This window comes from Micromonospora sp. C81 (assembly GCF_018070425.1).
Classification (GTDB): domain Bacteria; phylum Actinomycetota; class Actinomycetes; order Mycobacteriales; family Micromonosporaceae; genus Micromonospora; species Micromonospora zamorensis.
The window spans coordinates 114,672-131,360 of record NZ_JAGPXS010000011.1; the positions used below are offsets into that span (position 1 = coordinate 114,672).

Sequence of the window (16,689 nt, forward strand, 5' to 3'; positions counted from 1 at the left end):
CGGCCGCCGACCAGCCCGGCCGCCGACCAGCGTGACCACCGACCAGCCCGGCTTACGGCTTCGGTGGGATGCGGCGGCGGACGTCCTCGGCGGTGGACGGGCCGGGTGACCAGGCGGCCACCCACGGCAGCTCGTCGGACGGGGTGAGCACACCCTCCTCCAGACCCGCGTAGCGGCCGGCGAGGATCCGCTTCGCCGCCGCGGTGTCGACCGAGTCGGTGTTGTCCCACAGTGCGGCGAACAGGGCGTCCACCCGCACCCGCGCCTGCCGACAGAACAGGTCGGCCAGCTCCACGTTTTCCGGTCGGCTGTCCCGTTCGGCGACGGCCCGGACACAGACCGCGGACATCGCGAACAACTCGGCGCCGATGTCCACCACACGGCCCAGGAACGCCTGCTTACGCTCCATCTTTCCCTGCCAGCGGGACATCGCGTAGAACGTCGAGCGGGCCAGCTTGCGCGACGAGCGCTCGACCTGGCGCAGGTGCGCGGCGAGCGGCCCGAACTCGGCGTACGCCGAGGGCCTCTGCCCTCGACCCACGGCGAGGGTGGGCAGCCACTTCGCGTAGAAGGCACCGGCTCGGGCGCCGGCCCGTGCCTTGCGGCCCAGCCCAGCGTCCGGGTCGATGATGTCGCCGGCCACCGACAGGTGGGCGTCGACCGCCTCCCGGGCGATCAGCAGATGCATGATCTCGGTGGAGCCCTCGAAGATCCGGTTGATCCGCAGGTCGCGCAGCATCTGTTCGACGGCGGCCGGGCGTTCGCCACGGGCGGCCAGCGAGTCGGCCGTTTCGTAGCCGCGCCCGCCCCGGATCTGGATCAGCTCGTCGGCGATCTTCCAGGCCATCTCGCTGGCGTACAGCTTGACCAGTGCCGCCTCGATCCGGATGTCGTTGCGGTCGTCGTCGGCGAGCAGGCAGCAGAGGTCGAGCATGGTCTCCATGCCGTACGTGGTGGCGGCGATGAAGGACAACTTCTGCGCGACCGCCTCGTGCTCGCCCACCGGCCGGCCCCACTGGACCCGGTCGGCCGCCCAGCCCCGGGCCACGTTCAGTGCCCACTTGCCGGCACCCACGCACATCGCCGGCAGCGAGAGCCGGCCGGTGTTCAGCGTGGTCAGGGCGATCTTCAGACCCTTGCCCTCGCCGCCGATGACGTTCTCGGCGGGTACGAACACGTCGTGGAACCGGGTGAGGCTGTTTTCCAGGCCGCGCAATCCGATGAACTCGTTGCGCCGCTCGACGGTGATGCCCTCGCTGTCGCCCTCCACCACGAACGCGGTGATCCCGCCCCGACGCCCCTCGGTGGCGGGCACCCGGGCCATCACCACCAGCAGGGTGGCCACGATGCCGTTGGTGGCCCAGAGCTTCACCCCGTTGAGCCGATAGCCGGTGCCGTCCTCGGTCGGCTCGGCGATGGTGCCCAGGCGGGCGGGGTCGGAGCCGACATCGGGCTCGGTGAGCAGGAACGCGGACACCTCACCCGCGGCGAGGCGGGGCAGGAAGAGCTGCTTCTGCTCGGCGGTGCCGAACATCTTGAGCGGCTGTGGCACCCCGATCGACTGGTGCGCCGAGAGCAGCGCGCCGATGGCCGGGCTGACGGACCCGGCCAGCATCAGCGCCCGGCAGTAGTGCAGGTTGCTCAGCCCGAGCCCGCCGTACTTCCGGTCGATCTTCATGCCGAACGCGCCGAGGTCGGCCAGACCGTGGAACACCGAGTCCGGAATGGACGCGTCGCGTTCGATGGCGGCGCCATCGACCTCGGTCGTCAGGAAGGCTCGCAACCGACCGAGGAACTCCTCGGCGCGCGCCACGTCGTCCGGGTCGGACCGGGGCCACGGGTCGATCAGGTCCAGCCGGAACCGACCGAGGAACAACTCCTTGCCGAAGCTGGGTCGGTCCCAGGTGGACTCACGGGCGGCCTCGGCGACCTGCCGGGCCTCCTTCTCGGAGACCTGCCCGGCCTCCCTGGGCAACGGGGCCGCGGCACCGGCGGTGCTGGGCGCGGCTTCGGAGTCGGGGCCGTCCGGTGCCGGTCGGCCGTCCTGCGTCGTGGTCACGGCTGCCCCCTCGAAGCTCGGTGCGGCTGCGTCGACGTGCGCGACTACCCGCCACGCTACCCCCGGTTGTTACCCAGGGGTAGCGCTGCGTGAAGATCTGCGCGATCAGCGATCAGCGACCGGCGATCGTGTCCGGGTCGTCGTCATCGTCGTCGATGTCGTCCTCACCCCAGTTGCGCCGCGCGAACGGCAGGATCACCCAGAACGCGAGGAACCAGATTCCGGTCAGGGCGCTGAGCAGGAAGGCGATCGGCCGGTCCAGCACGAAGTCGGTGATCAGCAGCACCGCGCTGACCATCGCGATCAGCATGAAGGCGAGACCACCGGTGGCCATCCGGTGCGCGAAGCGCACCAGCTCCGGCTTGCGTCCCTGCCGGAACAGCGCCCGGTGGAACGCCACCGGCGAGATGATCAGCGCGGTGGCGGCGGCCGCCGCGAGCAACGCCACGATGTAGACGTCCCGCTGGAACTCCGTGGTCTCGGTGAACCCGTTGCTGAACGGCAGGGTGAGCAGGAAGGCGAAGAGGATCTGCACGCCGGTCTGTGCGACCCGCAACTCCTGGAGCAGGTCGGCGAAATTGCGCTGCCAACGCTGCTTGTCGGTCTCCTTGGACACGCGCTACCTCCGGTGAGACGCTACTGCCGGCGGTCCCGGCCGCCGGCAGCAACGCCAATGCCCCACCCGCCCGAGCGCGAAACAGGTTCACGACATCTTCCGTTCACCTCGGGGACGCAGGTCGGTCACCAGCATCAGCCAGCGCCGATGCCTGGCGACCGGAAGCACCGCGGGGCGGCGTCAGGACCCGCGACGGATGCGGCCCGCGTACCGGGCCTCCAACGCCGTGTTGTGCGCGTCGCCGTCCGGGATGTTCGCCGACAGGTAGACCGGTGGCCGCTCCCCCGCTGCCAGCAACCGCGCCACCACCTCCACGGTGATCTGCTGGGCGAGCAGCGCAGCGGTGATCGAGGAGACCGCGCCGACCGCACCGCCACCGGGAAGCGGCAGCGTCGCGTCGCCGTACGGGGCGCCGTTGTCGAGCACCACGTCGGCGATGTCGCCCAGCTTGCGCCCGGACGGGTGCCGGGAGGTCATCCGACCGGAGTGCTGCGCCGAGGTGATCGCGACCAGCCCGTGGCCACGTTCCTTGACCAGCGTGGCGAACTCCACCATCGCGCCGTTGACCCCGGAGTTCGAGGCAAGCACGAAGACGTCGGTGGGCCGCACCGGCGCCAGCTCGTAGAGGCGGTGCGCGACCGACGGGTCCCGTTCCAGCATCGGGCCCAGCCGATCGGCCGGTTCGCCGCCGAGCAGCACCAGGTCGCGGAGGGCGATCCGGTTGGTCGGCACCAGACCGCCCGCCCGGCCGGCGATCTCCATGGCGAGGGCCTCCGAGTGCCCGGTGCCGAACGCGTGCACCACGCCGTCGGCGCGTACGGCGTCGGCGATCAGATCCGCGGCCCGCCCCACCGCCTCCCGCTGGCTTTCGGCCACCCGGCCGATCGTCTCGGTCACCACGGCCAGGTAGTCCTCGGCACTCACCGTCATGCGTCCTCCGTCGTCCGATTGCGGGCCAACCAGTGCACCGCGAAGTCGACCGCCGCCCGCTGGCGCATCAACCTGCCGGTCCCGGCACCCACCGGGCCGGTGCGAACCTCTCCGGTGGCCTCCAGGGCCGCGCCCAACGCGTCGAAGTCACCCGCGTCGAGCCGTACGTCCTGCCACCACACCCATTCCCGGCCGCCGTCGGCGGTGCGCACCGCAGCGCCGACCCGCTCCCGGGGCGAGCCGGGGCTGCGGTATTCGGCCAGGTGCAGCGAGGTGCTCGCGGAGTGGCCGACACCGAGCAGCAACACGTCGGCGTCCAGGTCGTAGAGCCGGCCCAGCGGGGACTGCTCGCCGAGCATGTCGGCCAGGGCGTGCCCGGTCACCACCTGCTCGGCGGCCGGCCCGAGCGCGGCGAACGACACCTGGGGATGCGAGCTGCGCAGAGCGCCGGGCCAGCCGCGGACCGTCTCGGCGAGCGCCCCCATGAACCGGCTCGGGGTGATCGCCGGGTCGAAGCCGGGCATCTCCGAGCGGATCAGCGGCCACCAGTCCGCCGGCACCGGCGGGTTGCGCCACTGGGCGGGATCGCTGTTCTCCGGTGTGTGGGTGGGCACGACGATCGTGCCGTCCGGACCGAGCGCGTCGCGCAGGGCCAGCACCACCGCGTGCGGACCACCGCTGATGAATCCCAGCGGACGGAGGCCGGCGTGCACCAGCAGCGTCGCGCCGGGGCGTACGCCCAGCAGGCGTAGTTGCGCGGCGATCGAGCGGCGGCTGCCCGGCCCGCTGCCGTCCGTCGTCATGATGGCCCTCCCCCGCTGACCCGCACGACTCAGGCCGTTGCGCTGACTCGGGCCAGGACCGCCTCGGCGAGCGGGCCCGGGGCCGCGTCCGGGATCCAGTGGCTCACACCGGCCAGTTGCACAAAGCGGTAGTCCCCGGTGACGTTCGCCGCACACGCCTCGGCGGCGGTCCGGCCGATGGCGACGTCCCGGTCACTCCAGACGTACGTGGTGGGCACCGCGACCGGGCCGACCGCTGCCAGGTCGGAGCGGGACATCGCCCGGTACCAGTTCAGGGCGGCGGTGAGGGCTCCCGGCTCGCGCATCGGGTCGGCGTAGCGGTCCACCCGGGGCCCGTCGCCCACCCCGCCGAGCAGTTTGCGCAGCGCGGTGGCGTGCCACGCCAGCAGCACCTTCTCCGCCTTGTCCGGCTTACGGAACAGCGCAATGTACGACGAGCGGGCCTTCTGCTGGCTGTCGTTGGCCAGGGCGTGCGCCATGGCCGCCGGATGTGGCACGGACACCGCCGTCAGTGTGCGGACCCGCTCGGGGTGCCCGGCGGCGACCGCCCAGGCCACGATCGCGCCCCAGTCGTGGCCGACCAGGTGGACGGCGTCCAACCCGAGGGCGTCGAGCACCGCCACCACATCGGCGACCAGCTCGGGGATCCGGTAGTCCGCCACCGCCGTGGGCCGGGCACCCGGCGAGTAACCGCGCTGGTCCAGCGCGTACGTGCGCAGCCCGGCCGCGTGCAGCGCCGGCACGACGTCGTCCCACTCGCCGCTGTGCTGTGGGAACCCGTGCAACAGCAGGACGGGTACGCCCTCCGGCGGACCACCGGCGGTTACCTCGAACGTGAAGCCTCGCGCGTCAACCCGCATGATCGGAAGCGTACCCAGCCGACGACGGGGCAGTTGCCCGCCGCAGGTCAGGCGGATGCCCTCCTGGGCCAGCGGCCCACGTCGGTGTTAGCGTCAGCGAGACAACTTCACATCCGACAGGGGAGCGCACAGCGCTGAGAGTGCGGGCATGCCCGCAGACCCTCGAACCTGATCTGGGTAATGCCAGCGCAGGGAGTTCGGTCGACCTCCAGCCGCGCCGCAGTCCGGTGCCACCGGACGCGGCGTGCGTCTTCTCCTGGTTCGCACTCACGAACTGGGAGCAACACATGAAATCCACCACCGACACACACCGTTGGCGGACCATCGACATCGTGGTCGCCTCGGTGATCGCGGTCGCCTTCGGCGTCATCTTCTGGGCCTGGGGACTGGTCTGGAGCGCCACCGAGGGTGCGTTCGCCTTCTTCCCGCCGGCGCAGGCGCTGCTGTACGGCGTCTGGCTGATGCCGGCCGTGATCGGCGGTCTGGTCATCCGCAAGCCCGGTGCTGCGCTCTACTGCGAGACGGTGGCCGCGGTCCTCTCCGCGCTGCTGGGCAGCCAGTGGGCCGGCACGGTGATCCCGCAGGGCATCGTGCAGGGCATCGGCGCGGAGCTGGCGTTCGCCGCCTTCCGGTACCGGTCGTTCCGGCTGCCCACCGCAGTGGTGGCCGGCGCGCTGACCGGTCTCAGCGCCGCGCTGTTCGACTTCTTCATCTGGAACGTCGACTACGCACTGGCCGACTACCGCATCCCGTACGCGCTGATCACCATCGTCAGCGCCACGGTGATCGCCGGAGCGGGCGGCTGGCTGCTGACCAAGGCCCTGGCCAACACCGGTGTCCTGGACCGTTTCCCGGTAGGCCGGGACCGCGCCCTGATCTGACCCCACCACTCGCGTCGATCATGAGGTTGACGGGCGGATGGATCTTCAGAACCACCGTCAACCTCATGATCGACCGTGCAGGGTGGAGCCGGGGCTTGGGAGGGGGTGTTTGGTGGGCGGGGTACTGCTGCGGGGGTTCGGTTGGCGGCACGCCGGGCGGCGCGCGTGGGCTCTGCGCGGGGTCGACCTGCGGGTTGAGGTCGGGGAGCGGGTGCTGCTGCTCGGGCCCTCGGGGGCCGGCAAGAGCACCCTGCTCAGCGCCCTCGCCGGGCTGCTACCCGAGGACTCCGGCGAGCAGGAGGGCACCGTCGAGATCGACGGGCTCGACCCCCGCAAGGGCCGGGAACGGGTCGGCATCGTCTTCCAGGACCCGGAAACCCAGCTGGTGATGGCCCGCTGCGGCGACGACGTCGCGTTCGGGCTGGAGAACCGGGGAGTGCCCGCCGACGAGATCTGGCCCCGGGTGGACGAGGCGCTGCACCGGGTCGGCTTCCCGTACTCCCGGGACCGCAACACGGCCGCACTGTCCGGCGGCGAGCAGCAACGCCTGGCCCTGGCCGGCGCGCTGGCCCTGCGCCCCGGCCTGCTGCTGCTCGACGAGCCGACCGCCAACCTCGACCCGGCCGGGGCCGAGCTGATCCGGCAGGCGGTTGCCGGGGCGCTGGACGCCGACACCACGCTGATCCTGGTCGAGCACCGGGTCGCCGAGGCGCTGCCACTGGTCGACCGGGTGGTCGTCCTGGACCCGGGCGGCGGGGTCCGTGCGGACGGCACGCCCGAGGCGGTCTTCGCCGCCCACGGCGCCGCCCTGGCCGCCGAGGGAGTCTGGGTGCCGGGTCACCCCATCGCGCCCCGGCGGGCCACCGCCGCTCCGGGCGAGCTGTTGCTCACCGCCGACCGGCTCGGCCTGCCACCCCGGCTGGCCTCCACCGATCTGGCGGTACGCGCCGGAGAGGCACTCGCCGTACGCGGACCCAACGGCGCCGGCAAGTCCACCCTGGCGTTGCTGCTCGGCGGGCTGCTCCGGCCAGGCACCGGCCGGGTCAACGCGTCAGCCGAGTTGGCCGGCGCGGACCATCGCACTCCCCCGCACCGCTGGCGGGCACCCGCGCTGACCCGGCGGATCGGGTCGGTCTTCCAGGACCCGGAGCACCAGTTCGTCACGAGCACCGTCTTCGACGAGCTGGCGCTCGGCCCGCGCCGCACCGGTCAACCCGAGGCAGCCGTGCGGGAGACCGTAGCCGGGCTGCTGGAGCGACTACGACTGGATCGGCTCGCCGCCGCCAACCCGTACACCCTCTCCGGGGGCGAGGCGCGGCGGCTGAGCGTGGCGACGGCCCTGGCCACCGCGCCCCGTCTGTTGATCTGCGACGAACCGACCTTCGGCCAGGACCGGCGGACCTGGCGGGAGCTGGTCGACCTCTTCGCCGAGCTGCGCGACGCCGGGCACGGCGTGGTCGCGGTCACCCACGACGCGGACTTCGTCGCCGCTCTCGCCGACCGCACCGTCACCCTGCACCGTCCCGTGACCGGCGACGGTGCCCGATGATCAGCATCGAACCGGTCGCCGCGCCCGGTGCGCCGTTGGCCCGCCGCAACCCGGTGGCGAAGGTCGCCGCGGCGCTGGTCTTCTCGTTCACCCTGCTGGCCACCCTGGACCCGGTGGCCCCGGCGATCGCCATCGCGCTCGAACTCGCCGTACTCCCGCTGTTCGGCATCCGCTACCGGGTGCTGGCCCGGCGGGCCTGGCCGCTGCTCCTCAGCGCCGCCGGCATCCTGGTCACCCTGGTGCTCTTCGCCGCCGACAGGTCCGGTCGGGTCCTGCTGGACGCCGGGCCGGTGTTCGTGAGCACCGGCGTGCTGCTCACCGCGCTCGGCCTGGTGCTGCGGGTCTTCGCGGTGGCACTGCCGGGCGTAATCGTCTTCGCGACCACCGACCCCACCGACCTGGCCGACGCGCTGATCCAGAACGCGAAGGCGCCGGCCCGGTTCGCCATCGGGGCGCTCGCCGCGTTCCGGCTGGTGCCGCTGCTCGGTCAGGAGTGGCAGATGATCAGCATGGCCCGGCGGGCGCGGGGCGTCGACGCGGGACGCAACCCGGTGGCGAAGCTGAGACTGTTCGCCTCCACCGCGTTCGCGCTGCTGGTCGGGGCGATCCGCCGGGGCACCCGGCTGGCCGTGGCGATGGACGCGCGTGGCTTCGACGCCGGCACGCCCCGGACCGTGGCCCGCCGGCAGCGCTTCACCCGGGCCGACGGGCTGCTCGTCGCCGGGGCAGCCACCCTGGCCGCCGGCGCACTGACCACGAGCATCCTCCTCGGCAGCTTCCGCCCCCTGATCGGCTGACCTGACCCCTTCTGCCCACGCAGGGGCGCCGCCCGGCGTCCGTTCGCGTCGCCGCGCCCGCATGATCCGCACAACATCAGGGATGGTGCTGCTTCGTTGGGCGGTGAGGCAGCACCATCCCTGAAGTTGCTGTCTGCCTCACCGCCCGCGGGGTCGGGACAGCGCGCCGGGTGGGTGCGGGGTCGGTCAGCTGCGGCGGAAGGCGTAGCGGCGGCTCTGGCCGGCTTGTTGACCACGCCCGCCGGCCGAGCGTGGTCCGCCACCCTGCGGCGGTCCGGCGGTCGGTGCCTTCGGTCGCCCGGCGACCTTCGGCAGGTCTGCCACCACCGGCGCGTCGACTGCTGCCGGCACGTCGAACGGCGGCACCAGCTCACCCGGCAACACCGCCGGCGGAGCCGGCTGACTCAACACCGCCGGCGGAGCCGGCTGACTCAGCACCGCCGGCAGCGCCGGCTCGACCAGCACTGCCGGCTCACCCAACCCCGCCGGAAGCGCGGGATCGACCAGGAGAGCCGGTTGGACCGCGAGATCGAAGTCGGGGCGGGTCGGTAGGAGCGCGTCATGGCCGGCCGCCGTGTCTGTGCCGGACGTGGGTGCGGTTGAACGGGATTTCTTCCGGTTGCGCCTGGCAGGCATCCGGGCCTCCTTCAAAGCCGACCGGCACGGCCGGTCCCGCGCGCCGGCGGTCGGTCGGATCGGCTGACGACCGTCGTCGTGTGACGGTCCAACGGGGAAGGGACTGCTCACCGGGGGTCGGGGCACAGCCAGCGCCGCCGAACGGCGGGTGGGAGATGCGGGACGCCCGGGAGCGCACGGACCGCGACGCGGGGCGGCGGGCCGGCTCGGAAGTGGGGCGTCAGTTGCGCATGCCCGCACTCTATCGGCACCAGGTGGGGCGGTGCAGCCGATTTTCCTGGCACCATCGGCGGCATGCTGATCGCGTTCTCGATAACCCCGCTCGGTGTCGGTGAGTCCGTTGGTGACCTGGTCGCCGAGGCGGTACGGGTGGTCCGCGACTCGGGCCTTCCCAACCGCACCGACGCCATGTTCACCACCGTCGAGGGTGAGTGGGACGAGGTGATGGCGGTCGTCAAACAGGCGGTCGACGTGGTGGCCGCGCAGGCACCCCGGGTGAGCGTGGTGCTCAAGGCCGACATCCGGCCGGGGGTGACCGACGCGCTCACCGCGAAGGTGGCGCACGTGGAGAACCGGCTGGCCCAGGGCTGAGCGCCATCGGTCGGTGACCGGCTGTTGGGCAGCGCTCCCCCATGGCCCCTGCGTCGCGATACCGTCGCAACACATTGACACGACGGCGAGAGGTGGCGGCACGGATGGTTGAGCAGGCGAGGGCGCAGATTGGTGTGACCGGGCTGGCGGTGATGGGTCGGAATGTGGCCCGCAACCTGGCCCGCAACGGCTTCACGGTGGCAGTGCACAACCGGTCGCCGGAACGCACCCGCAGCCTGGTTGCCGAGCACGGTGACGAGGGCACGTTCGTGCCCGGCGAGTCGATGGCAGATTTCGTGGCGTCGTTGGAGCGCCCCCGCGCGGTCATCGTCATGGTCAAGGCTGGCGCGCCCACCGACGCGGTGATCGACGAGTTGGTGCCGCTGCTGGAAGAGGGCGACATCATCGTCGACTGCGGCAACGCCCACTTCGCCGACACCCGCCGTCGGGAGGAGGCGCTGCGCGCGCAGGGCCTGCACTTCAGCGGCACCGGCGTCTCCGGTGGCGAGGAGGGCGCGCTCCGAGGGCCGAGCATCATGCCGGGCGGTTCCGCCGAGTCGTACGCCAAGCTCGGGCCGATGTTCGAGAAGATCGCCGCGCAGGTGGACGGTGTGCCGTGCTGCATGCACGTCGGGCCGGACGGCGCCGGGCACTTCGTCAAGATGGTGCACAACGGCATCGAGTACGCCGACATGCAGCTCATCGCCGAGGCGTACGACCTGCTGCGGGCCGGTCTGGGCGCGGAGCCGGCGGAGATCGCGGAGATCTTCCGCGACTGGAACAACGGCGAGCTGGAGTCGTTCCTCATCGAGATCACCGCCGATGTGCTCGCGCACACCGATGCGGCGACCGGCCGGGCGTTCGTGGACATCGTGCAGGACCGTGCCGAGCAGAAGGGCACCGGCCGGTGGACGGTGCAGAGCGCCCTGGACCTGGGCATCCCGATCACCGGGATCGCCGAGGCGACCTTCGCACGGTCGCTCTCCGGGCACGTCGACCAGCGGGAGGCGGCCCGTCGGGCGTTCCCGGACGCTGGTGAGAAGTGGCAGGTCGCCGACCGGGACGCGTTCATCGAGGACGTCCGCCGGGCGCTGCTCGCTTCCAAGATCGTTGCGTACGCGCAGGGCTTCGACCACATCCGGGCCGGCAGCCAGGAATACAACTGGGACATCGACCTCGGCGGCACCGCGACGATCTGGCGGGGCGGCTGCATCATCCGGGCCCGCTTCCTCAACCGGATCCGCGAGGCGTACGACCAGCAGCCCGACCTGTCGACGCTGCTGGTGGCACCGTACTTCGCCGAGGCGGTCGCCGCCGGTGTGCCGAGCTGGCGCCGGGTGGTGGGTGACGCGACCCGGGCCGGTGTGCCGACGCCCGCGTTCTCGTCGTCGCTGGCGTACTTCGACGCGCTGCGCGCCGAGCGGCTGCCCGCCGCGCTGATCCAGGGTCTGCGGGACAACTTCGGGGCGCACACCTACCAGCGGGTGGACCGGGACGGCTCGTTCCACACCACCTGGGCCGGCGACCGCGCCGAGTCCCCCGCCTGACCTGAGCGACGGTCACCTGGCCCCGCCCACGTGGGTCAGGTGACCGTGGCGTGCATCTCCCAGACGAGGATCTCGGCTGGTTCGTCGGCGGTGACCCGCCGGCCGCCGGTCATGGTGAGCCGGGCCGCGTCGCCGGTGCCGAGTGGGCCGCTGCCCTCCAGGGTCACCGTGCCGTTGGGCACGTACAGGTGCACGAATGGCGCGTCGGGGATGGTGACCTCGTCGCCGGGGGCGAGTCGGGCGGCGTGCAGGGTCGCGTACCGGTTGCGGATCCGGATGGCGGACGCCCCGTCGTAGCGTTCCATCCCGGAGGCGATCGGCACCAGGCCGCCGCGGAGCAGCTCGTCCTCGATCTCCAACTGCTCGTAGCCGGGGTCGCCGCCCTCCTCGTCGGGGAGCACCCACATCTGCACGAAGTGGACCGGGTCGCTGTGCGGCTCCTGGTTGTTGAGTCGCCAGGCGTCGTTCTTCTCCGAGTGCAGGATGCCGGTGCCGGCGCTCATCCGCTGCGCCAGCCCCGGGTAGATCACCCCGGAGTGCCCGGTGGAGTCCTGGTGCACCAGGGAGCCACGCAGCACCCAGGTGACGATCTCCATGTCCTGGTGCGGGTGGGTCTCGAAGCCGGCACCCGGTCGCACCACGTCGTCGTTGTTGACCAGCAGCAGACCGTGGTGGGTGTTGGCCGGGTCGTAGTGCCGGGAGAACGAGAACGAGTGGTGGGAGTCGAGCCAGGAGATCCGGGTGGAGAAGCGGTCCTCGCCACGACGGATGTCGACGGCGGGCGCGGGCGCGGTCACCAGGCACGCTGCCCGGTGTCGGAGGTCGACGGCGCCCACGTCAGGGCCGGTTCGCCGGTGGCCAGCTCGGCGATCTCACCGGTGCGCAGCTGCGGGGTGTGGCCAAACTCGGCGCAGTGCTGCTCGGCGATCTCGGCGCAGATGTCGGCCACCTGTTCGCAGATCGGGTCACCCAGATCGGCCGCGTTCAACGCCATGATCATCTTGAACCGAAGATCCCGCACACCCACCCCAACCGCAGTAGTCCCGCCACGTCCGGACCCTACCCGCCGCCCTTTCGCGAGACCCCGAAACGACAGCTCAGTCCCCCAGCCGGAACCCCTCCGCCCCGGCCGCGTCGATCATGCAGTTGTGGTGCCGCACAGAAGTGGCGAAAGCGGTGGAACCGCCCACCACAACTCCATGATCGCCCGGGTTGGGGGCGGGTTTGGGGCACAGGGAGGCGCCGCCCACACGGGGTGTGGGCGGCGCCGGTGGGTCTGGGGTTAGAAGAAGCGGCGGCGCTTGGCCTTCTGCGGGCGCATCAGGTCAGCGCCCCTGGTCAGCAACCGGGTAGCCCCGGAGGGACCACGCCGGGCCTCCAGGGTGTGGCTGAGCCGGCGAGCACCGGCAGCCGCCAGTGGCACCGCGACCGCCATCACCGCCCACTGGGCAATGCGCTTCTGGATCATGTGGGTTCACCTCCGTCAGTGGCTTCTGACGTCTCTGATACCCAGAGTGACGTGCGGATAAGCGTCGGTTCAGAGAACCGGGGCGACCGGGTTGGGCAGCGCCCCGCCGAAGCGCCGGTCCCGCTGCGCGTACAGCTCGCACGCGTACCAGAGATGGCGGCGATCGAAGTCGGGCCAGAGCGTGTCCAGGAAGACGAGCTCGGCGTACGCGGCCTGCCAGAGCAGGAAGTTGGAGATCCGCTCCTCGCCTGAGGGGCGCAGGAACAGGTCGACCTCCGGGACCTCCGGGTGGTAGAGGTACTTCGCGACGGTCTTCTCGCTGACCTTCGCCGGATCCAGCCGGCCGGCCGCCACGTCCCGTGCGATCGCGGCTGCGGCGTCGCCGATCTCGGCCTGCCCGCCGTAGTTGACGCAGAACTGCAGGGTCAGCGTCGAGTTGTCGCGGGACATCTCCTCGGCGGTCTGCAACTCGGAGATGACGCTCTTCCACAACCGCCCGGCCCGGCCCGACCAGACCACCCGGACGCCTAGGTCGACCAACTCGTCGCGGCGGCGACGGATCACGTCCCGGTTGAACCCCATCAGGAACCGGACCTCGTCGGGCGAGCGCCGCCAGTTCTCGGTGGAGAACGCGTACACCGACAGGTACGGGATGCCCATCTCGATCGCACCCTCGATGGTGTCGAAGAGGCTGTGCTCCCCCGCCTCGTGCCCCTTCGTACGGGGCAGCCCGCGGTCCTTGGCCCAGCGGCCGTTGCCGTCCATCACCACCGCCACGTGCTTCGGCACCGCGTCGCCGGGCAGCGCCGGCGGCCGGGCGCCGGACGGGTGTGGTGTCGGCGGCGTCGGCTCGCGCCGGCCGGCCTTCTTCGATCGGATCACTCGGTCACTCCCTGTTCGCGCCGTCCGCCCCGGCCTCGACGTCGCCACGTGGCCGGAGCACCACGGCCCCGGTGCCATCCGGCGGCGAGGCCGTGCTGGTCGCCGAGGGACCCCGGTCGACCAGCGGCAGCGAGCGTAGCGCGCGCTCCAGGTGCCACTGGAGGTGAGCCGCGACCAGCCCACTGCACTCCCGGCGTACGCCGGCTTCGGTGGCGTCGGCGAGCACCCAGTCACCGGTGGTCAGCGCGGACATCAGGTCGACGGTGGCCGGCGCGGGGTGGGCCGCGCCGGGTGGCCGACAATCGGGACAGACCGTGCCGCCGGCGGGCACGGAGAACGCCCGGTGCCGGCCGGGGGTGCCGCAGACGGCGCAGGCGATCAGCGCCGGCGCCCAGCCCGCGAGGGCCATCCCCCGCAGCAGGTACGCGTCGAGCACCAGGGTGGTGGCGTGCTCACCCCGGGACAGCGCCTTCAACGCGCCCACGGTGAGCTGGAACAGCCGCAGCGACGGCTCCCGCTCCACCGGGGTCAGTCGCTCGGCGGTCTCGGCGATCGCGCTCGCCGCCGTGTAGCGCGGATAATCCCCCAGGAACCGCTTGCCGTACAGGTCGATGCCCTCGACCTGGCTGACGCTGTGCAGTGAGCTGCCGTGGTTGCCCTTCGGGTCGCCGGCGAGCTGGAGGTCGACGTGGCCGAACGGTTCCAGCCGGGCGCCGAACTTGCTGGTGGTGCGGCGGATCCCCCGGGCCACCGCGCGCAGCCGGCCATGTCGACGGGTCAGCAGGGTGATGATCCGGTCGGACTCGCCGAGTTTCTGCACACGCAGCACCACCGCGTCGTCGCGGTAGAGCTGTCGGCGATACCCGGCCATCGGGCCATTCTCCCTCGGGGTGTGAAATCAGGGTCGGTTCGGGGTGGATGCGCGGATGAACCCCGATGCGCGTGGCTCCGCACCGGCCGTAGCGTGCTGGCCATGGCAATGCAATCCACCACCGACGCCCGCCGTCGTCGCGCAGCCACCCCCATCGCCCTGGGGCTGGCAACCGCCCTCATCGTGCTCGCAGGGTGCGACAACCTGGCCATGCGCCGGCTCGACTACGACGACACCGAGGCCGTGAAGATCACCACCATCCGGGTGCTGCCGGGTGCCGGCGACGTGATCGTCCGGGGCACCGCCACCGCCGCGGAGGCGCGGATCAAGCGGGTGGTGCGCTACCAGGGCGGCGAGCCCAAGGCCCGGTACGAGATCAAGGGCAGCGAGCTGGTGCTGGACACCGACTGCGGCGACCGGTGCAGCGTCTCCTACGAGGTGGCCGTGCCGGAGGGCGTCGCCCTTCAGGGCGAGTCCGGCTCCGGCGATGTCGAGCTGAGCCGGGTCGGCGCGGTGGACCTGCGCCTGGGCTCCGGTAACGTCCGGGTCAACGGCGCCTCCGGCACGGTCGGGGTGGAGACCGGGTCCGGGAACATCGACGTGAGCGAGGCCAGTGGGACGATCCGCCTCCGCGCCGGCTCGGGGGACATCACGGCGCGCCGCCTCGGTGGCGCAGCGGACGCCGAGGCCGGCTCCGGCAATGTCACAGTCGAGCTGGACAAGCCCGCCTCGGCCCGGGCGCACGCCTCCAGCGGTGACGTCACGATGCTGGTGCCGGCGGGCAGCTACCAGGTGCGCTCCAGCACCGGTTCCGGCGACGCGCGGATCACCGTCACGCACGACCCGGCCGCGACCGACGTGCTCGACGGCTCGGCCGGCAGCGGCAACGTCACGATCACCCAGCGCTGACATCGCTCCGTGCCGCCGCAACCCGCTGCGGTGGCACCACCGCCCGCCCGAGGGTGGCCCCGGCCGGCTGCTCGTCGGGACGGCCGCGGCGCTCGGTGTCGGGCTGTTCGCGGCCCTCGGTGTCGGGCTGGTCGGCCATCTCGGTTGCCTGGACCGGGCCGCCGGGGATCAGCTCCGGGCGGCGACGGGCGGCGACGTCCTCGACCCACCCGAAGGCCAGGGTGACCACCCCGACCAGCGCGAAGACCAGCACCACCCGGATGGCCAGACCCACCGGGTCCTGATGGGACCAACCCACCACGTCGACCAGCGGAGTGAGCGCCACCACGAACGGCATGTGCCAGAGATAGATGGTGAGCGCCCGCCGGTTGACCACGGTCACCGCCCGGTCAGCCAGCCGGCTTCGGCCCAGCCAGGCCACCTTGGCGGGGGCTCGGCCCAGCACGATCAGGATGAACGCGGCCGACCAGAGCGCGTTGCCGAGGTGGTTGTCGTTGAGGTCGTACCCGCGCGGGCCGGGATGCCCGACGATCCAGGCGCCGCCGGTCACCGCGAGCGCGAGCGCCACCGGGTACAGCACCCGACCGGCGAGCCGGCGCAGCATCCCGGCGTGATGGGCGAAGCCGAGCATCCACGCTCCGAAGTAGAGCCCGAACTCGCGCAGCACCGGAGGCGCCGGGTAGATCCCCACCTCGATCGCCACCAGCAGGAGGTACGGGGCGAGCAGGGTCAGCAGCGGGGCACGCCGGAACAGCCAGAACGCGACCGGTGAGGCGAGCACGAACCACAGGTAGTCGCGCAGGTACCAGATGATGCTCAGCGCCAGGGCGCCCCAGTTGTTGGCCGGCGGGTCGGCGATCGGAAACAGCCACAGCAGCACCCGAGGGCTCATCGGCATCCCGCTGAGCAGCATGGCCGGCACGAAGACCACCGCGAGCACCCACAACGACGGCAGCAGCCGCCGCAGCCGCCGCCCGACCGCCGCCGGCCCGGAACGGGTCAACGAAGCGGCCATCAGCGAACCGGCCAGCGCGAACATCACCGACATGGCGGGGAAGACGAGGGTGAGGGTCGCCCATCCCGTGACGTGGTAGACGACAACTCGAACGATGGCCAGGAAACGGAGTAGATCGAGATACCGGTTGCGCATCAGCCTGCATCTGGGTCGGGGACGCGGGGCGTAACTCCCCTACCCTGCGCGGTGCCCGCGCGAAACGGTCACCACCCCGACCAAACGTGAGCCTTTCCACCCACCTGACCGAAGACGATCATGGAGTACGGCGGCAGCTC

The 16,689-nt window shown here is 71.9% G+C and carries 17 protein-coding genes, 1 pseudogene and 1 riboswitch; of the genes and pseudogenes, 6 read left to right on the top strand and 12 right to left on the bottom strand.

Going from position 1 to position 16,689, the window contains the following annotated elements; all coding sequences use genetic code 11:
- Nucleotides 1-52: 52 nt before the first annotated feature.
- From KBX46_RS19335 to KBX46_RS19355, 5 genes are all read right to left on the bottom strand, one after another.
- Nucleotides 53-2,059 (bottom strand): acyl-CoA dehydrogenase family protein, encoded by a 2,007-nt coding sequence (locus KBX46_RS19335; RefSeq protein WP_210793531.1) that lies wholly within the window; start codon nt 2,057-2,059, stop codon nt 53-55.
- A 112-nt stretch (nt 2,060-2,171) separates the two neighbouring features.
- The gene (locus KBX46_RS19340) at nt 2,172-2,675 is read right to left on the bottom strand and encodes a DUF6328 family protein (RefSeq protein WP_088949672.1); all 504 of its coding nucleotides are present in this window, start codon (nt 2,673-2,675) and stop codon (nt 2,172-2,174) included.
- Between the two features lie 180 nt (nt 2,676-2,855).
- A complete protein-coding gene (locus KBX46_RS19345; RefSeq protein ID WP_210793532.1) occupies nt 2,856-3,605 on the bottom strand; it encodes a sugar isomerase domain-containing protein in 750 nt (249 codons plus the stop codon).
- The gene (locus KBX46_RS19350; RefSeq protein WP_141910759.1) at nt 3,602-4,408 is read right to left on the bottom strand and encodes an aminoglycoside N(3)-acetyltransferase; all 807 of its coding nucleotides are present in this window, start codon (nt 4,406-4,408) and stop codon (nt 3,602-3,604) included. The genes KBX46_RS19345 and KBX46_RS19350 overlap by 4 nt, the downstream gene beginning before the upstream one ends.
- A gap of 29 nt (nt 4,409-4,437) precedes the next feature.
- Nucleotides 4,438-5,268 (bottom strand): alpha/beta fold hydrolase, encoded by an 831-nt coding sequence (locus tag KBX46_RS19355; RefSeq protein ID WP_210793533.1) that lies wholly within the window; start codon nt 5,266-5,268, stop codon nt 4,438-4,440.
- 108 nt (nt 5,269-5,376) lie between these two features.
- Nucleotides 5,377-5,481: riboswitch (TPP riboswitch) on the top strand.
- A gap of 74 nt (nt 5,482-5,555) precedes the next feature.
- On the opposite strand from KBX46_RS19355, the gene KBX46_RS19360 reads away from it, so the two are divergent.
- The 3 genes from KBX46_RS19360 to KBX46_RS19370 all read left to right on the top strand — a co-directional run bounded on the left by KBX46_RS19360 (nt 5,556) and on the right by KBX46_RS19370 (nt 8,495).
- Nucleotides 5,556-6,149, top strand: coding sequence for an ECF transporter S component (locus KBX46_RS19360; RefSeq protein ID WP_088951943.1), 594 nt, complete (start codon nt 5,556-5,558; stop codon nt 6,147-6,149).
- Nucleotides 6,150-6,261: 112 nt separating this feature from the next.
- Nucleotides 6,262-7,698, top strand: coding sequence for an ABC transporter ATP-binding protein (locus KBX46_RS19365; protein WP_210793534.1), 1,437 nt, complete (start codon nt 6,262-6,264; stop codon nt 7,696-7,698).
- Nucleotides 7,695-8,495: an energy-coupling factor transporter transmembrane protein EcfT gene (locus tag KBX46_RS19370; RefSeq protein WP_210793535.1), complete on the top strand. Its 801-nt coding sequence runs from the start codon at nt 7,695-7,697 to the stop codon at nt 8,493-8,495. Before KBX46_RS19365 ends, KBX46_RS19370 begins: the two co-directional genes overlap by 4 nt.
- A 186-nt stretch (nt 8,496-8,681) precedes the next feature.
- Here KBX46_RS19370 and KBX46_RS19375 read toward each other — a convergent pair whose 3' ends face one another.
- A complete protein-coding gene (locus KBX46_RS19375; RefSeq protein ID WP_210793536.1) occupies nt 8,682-9,131 on the bottom strand; it encodes a hypothetical protein in 450 nt (149 codons plus the stop codon).
- 294 nt (nt 9,132-9,425) lie between these two features.
- Between KBX46_RS19375 and KBX46_RS19380 the strand changes: the two genes are divergently transcribed.
- Both KBX46_RS19380 and gndA read left to right on the top strand, forming a co-directional pair.
- Nucleotides 9,426-9,722, top strand: a complete 297-nt coding sequence (locus tag KBX46_RS19380) for an MTH1187 family thiamine-binding protein (RefSeq protein ID WP_088949679.1) — start codon at nt 9,426-9,428, stop codon at nt 9,720-9,722.
- A 104-nt stretch (nt 9,723-9,826) separates the two neighbouring features.
- Nucleotides 9,827-11,269 (top strand): NADP-dependent phosphogluconate dehydrogenase, encoded by a 1,443-nt coding sequence (gene gndA / locus KBX46_RS19385; RefSeq protein ID WP_088949680.1) that lies wholly within the window; start codon nt 9,827-9,829, stop codon nt 11,267-11,269.
- A 35-nt stretch (nt 11,270-11,304) separates the two neighbouring features.
- On the opposite strand, the gene KBX46_RS19390 is transcribed toward gndA, so the two are convergent.
- The 5 genes from KBX46_RS19390 to recO all read right to left on the bottom strand — a co-directional run bounded on the left by KBX46_RS19390 (nt 11,305) and on the right by recO (nt 14,490).
- Complete coding sequence (locus KBX46_RS19390) at nt 11,305-12,066, bottom strand: pirin-like bicupin family protein (RefSeq protein ID WP_210793537.1); 762 nt, start codon at nt 12,064-12,066, stop codon at nt 11,305-11,307.
- Nucleotides 12,063-12,263: a thioredoxin reductase gene (locus tag KBX46_RS19395; protein ID WP_231927123.1), complete on the bottom strand. Its 201-nt coding sequence runs from the start codon at nt 12,261-12,263 to the stop codon at nt 12,063-12,065. Before KBX46_RS19395 ends, KBX46_RS19390 begins: the two co-directional genes overlap by 4 nt.
- A gap of 288 nt (nt 12,264-12,551) precedes the next feature.
- The gene (locus KBX46_RS19400) at nt 12,552-12,737 is read right to left on the bottom strand and encodes a hypothetical protein (protein ID WP_088949682.1); all 186 of its coding nucleotides are present in this window, start codon (nt 12,735-12,737) and stop codon (nt 12,552-12,554) included.
- Between the two features lie 69 nt (nt 12,738-12,806).
- A complete protein-coding gene (locus KBX46_RS19405) occupies nt 12,807-13,619 on the bottom strand; it encodes an isoprenyl transferase (protein ID WP_088949683.1) in 813 nt (270 codons plus the stop codon).
- A gap of 4 nt (nt 13,620-13,623) precedes the next feature.
- Nucleotides 13,624-14,490: a DNA repair protein RecO gene (recO, locus tag KBX46_RS19410; protein ID WP_088949684.1), complete on the bottom strand. Its 867-nt coding sequence runs from the start codon at nt 14,488-14,490 to the stop codon at nt 13,624-13,626.
- A gap of 102 nt (nt 14,491-14,592) precedes the next feature.
- Between recO and KBX46_RS19415 the strand changes: the two genes are divergently transcribed.
- Nucleotides 14,593-15,399 carry a DUF4097 family beta strand repeat-containing protein gene (locus tag KBX46_RS19415; RefSeq protein ID WP_210793538.1) on the top strand — a complete coding sequence of 269 codons (807 nt, stop codon included), beginning with the start codon at nt 14,593-14,595 and terminating at the stop codon, nt 15,397-15,399.
- Here KBX46_RS19415 and KBX46_RS19420 read toward each other — a convergent pair.
- A pseudogene (locus KBX46_RS19420) lies at nt 15,310-16,549 on the bottom strand (acyltransferase); the annotation flags it as partial. The gene KBX46_RS19415 and the pseudogene KBX46_RS19420 sit on opposite strands and share 90 nt — an antisense overlap.
- Nucleotides 16,550-16,689 lie beyond the last annotated feature (140 nt).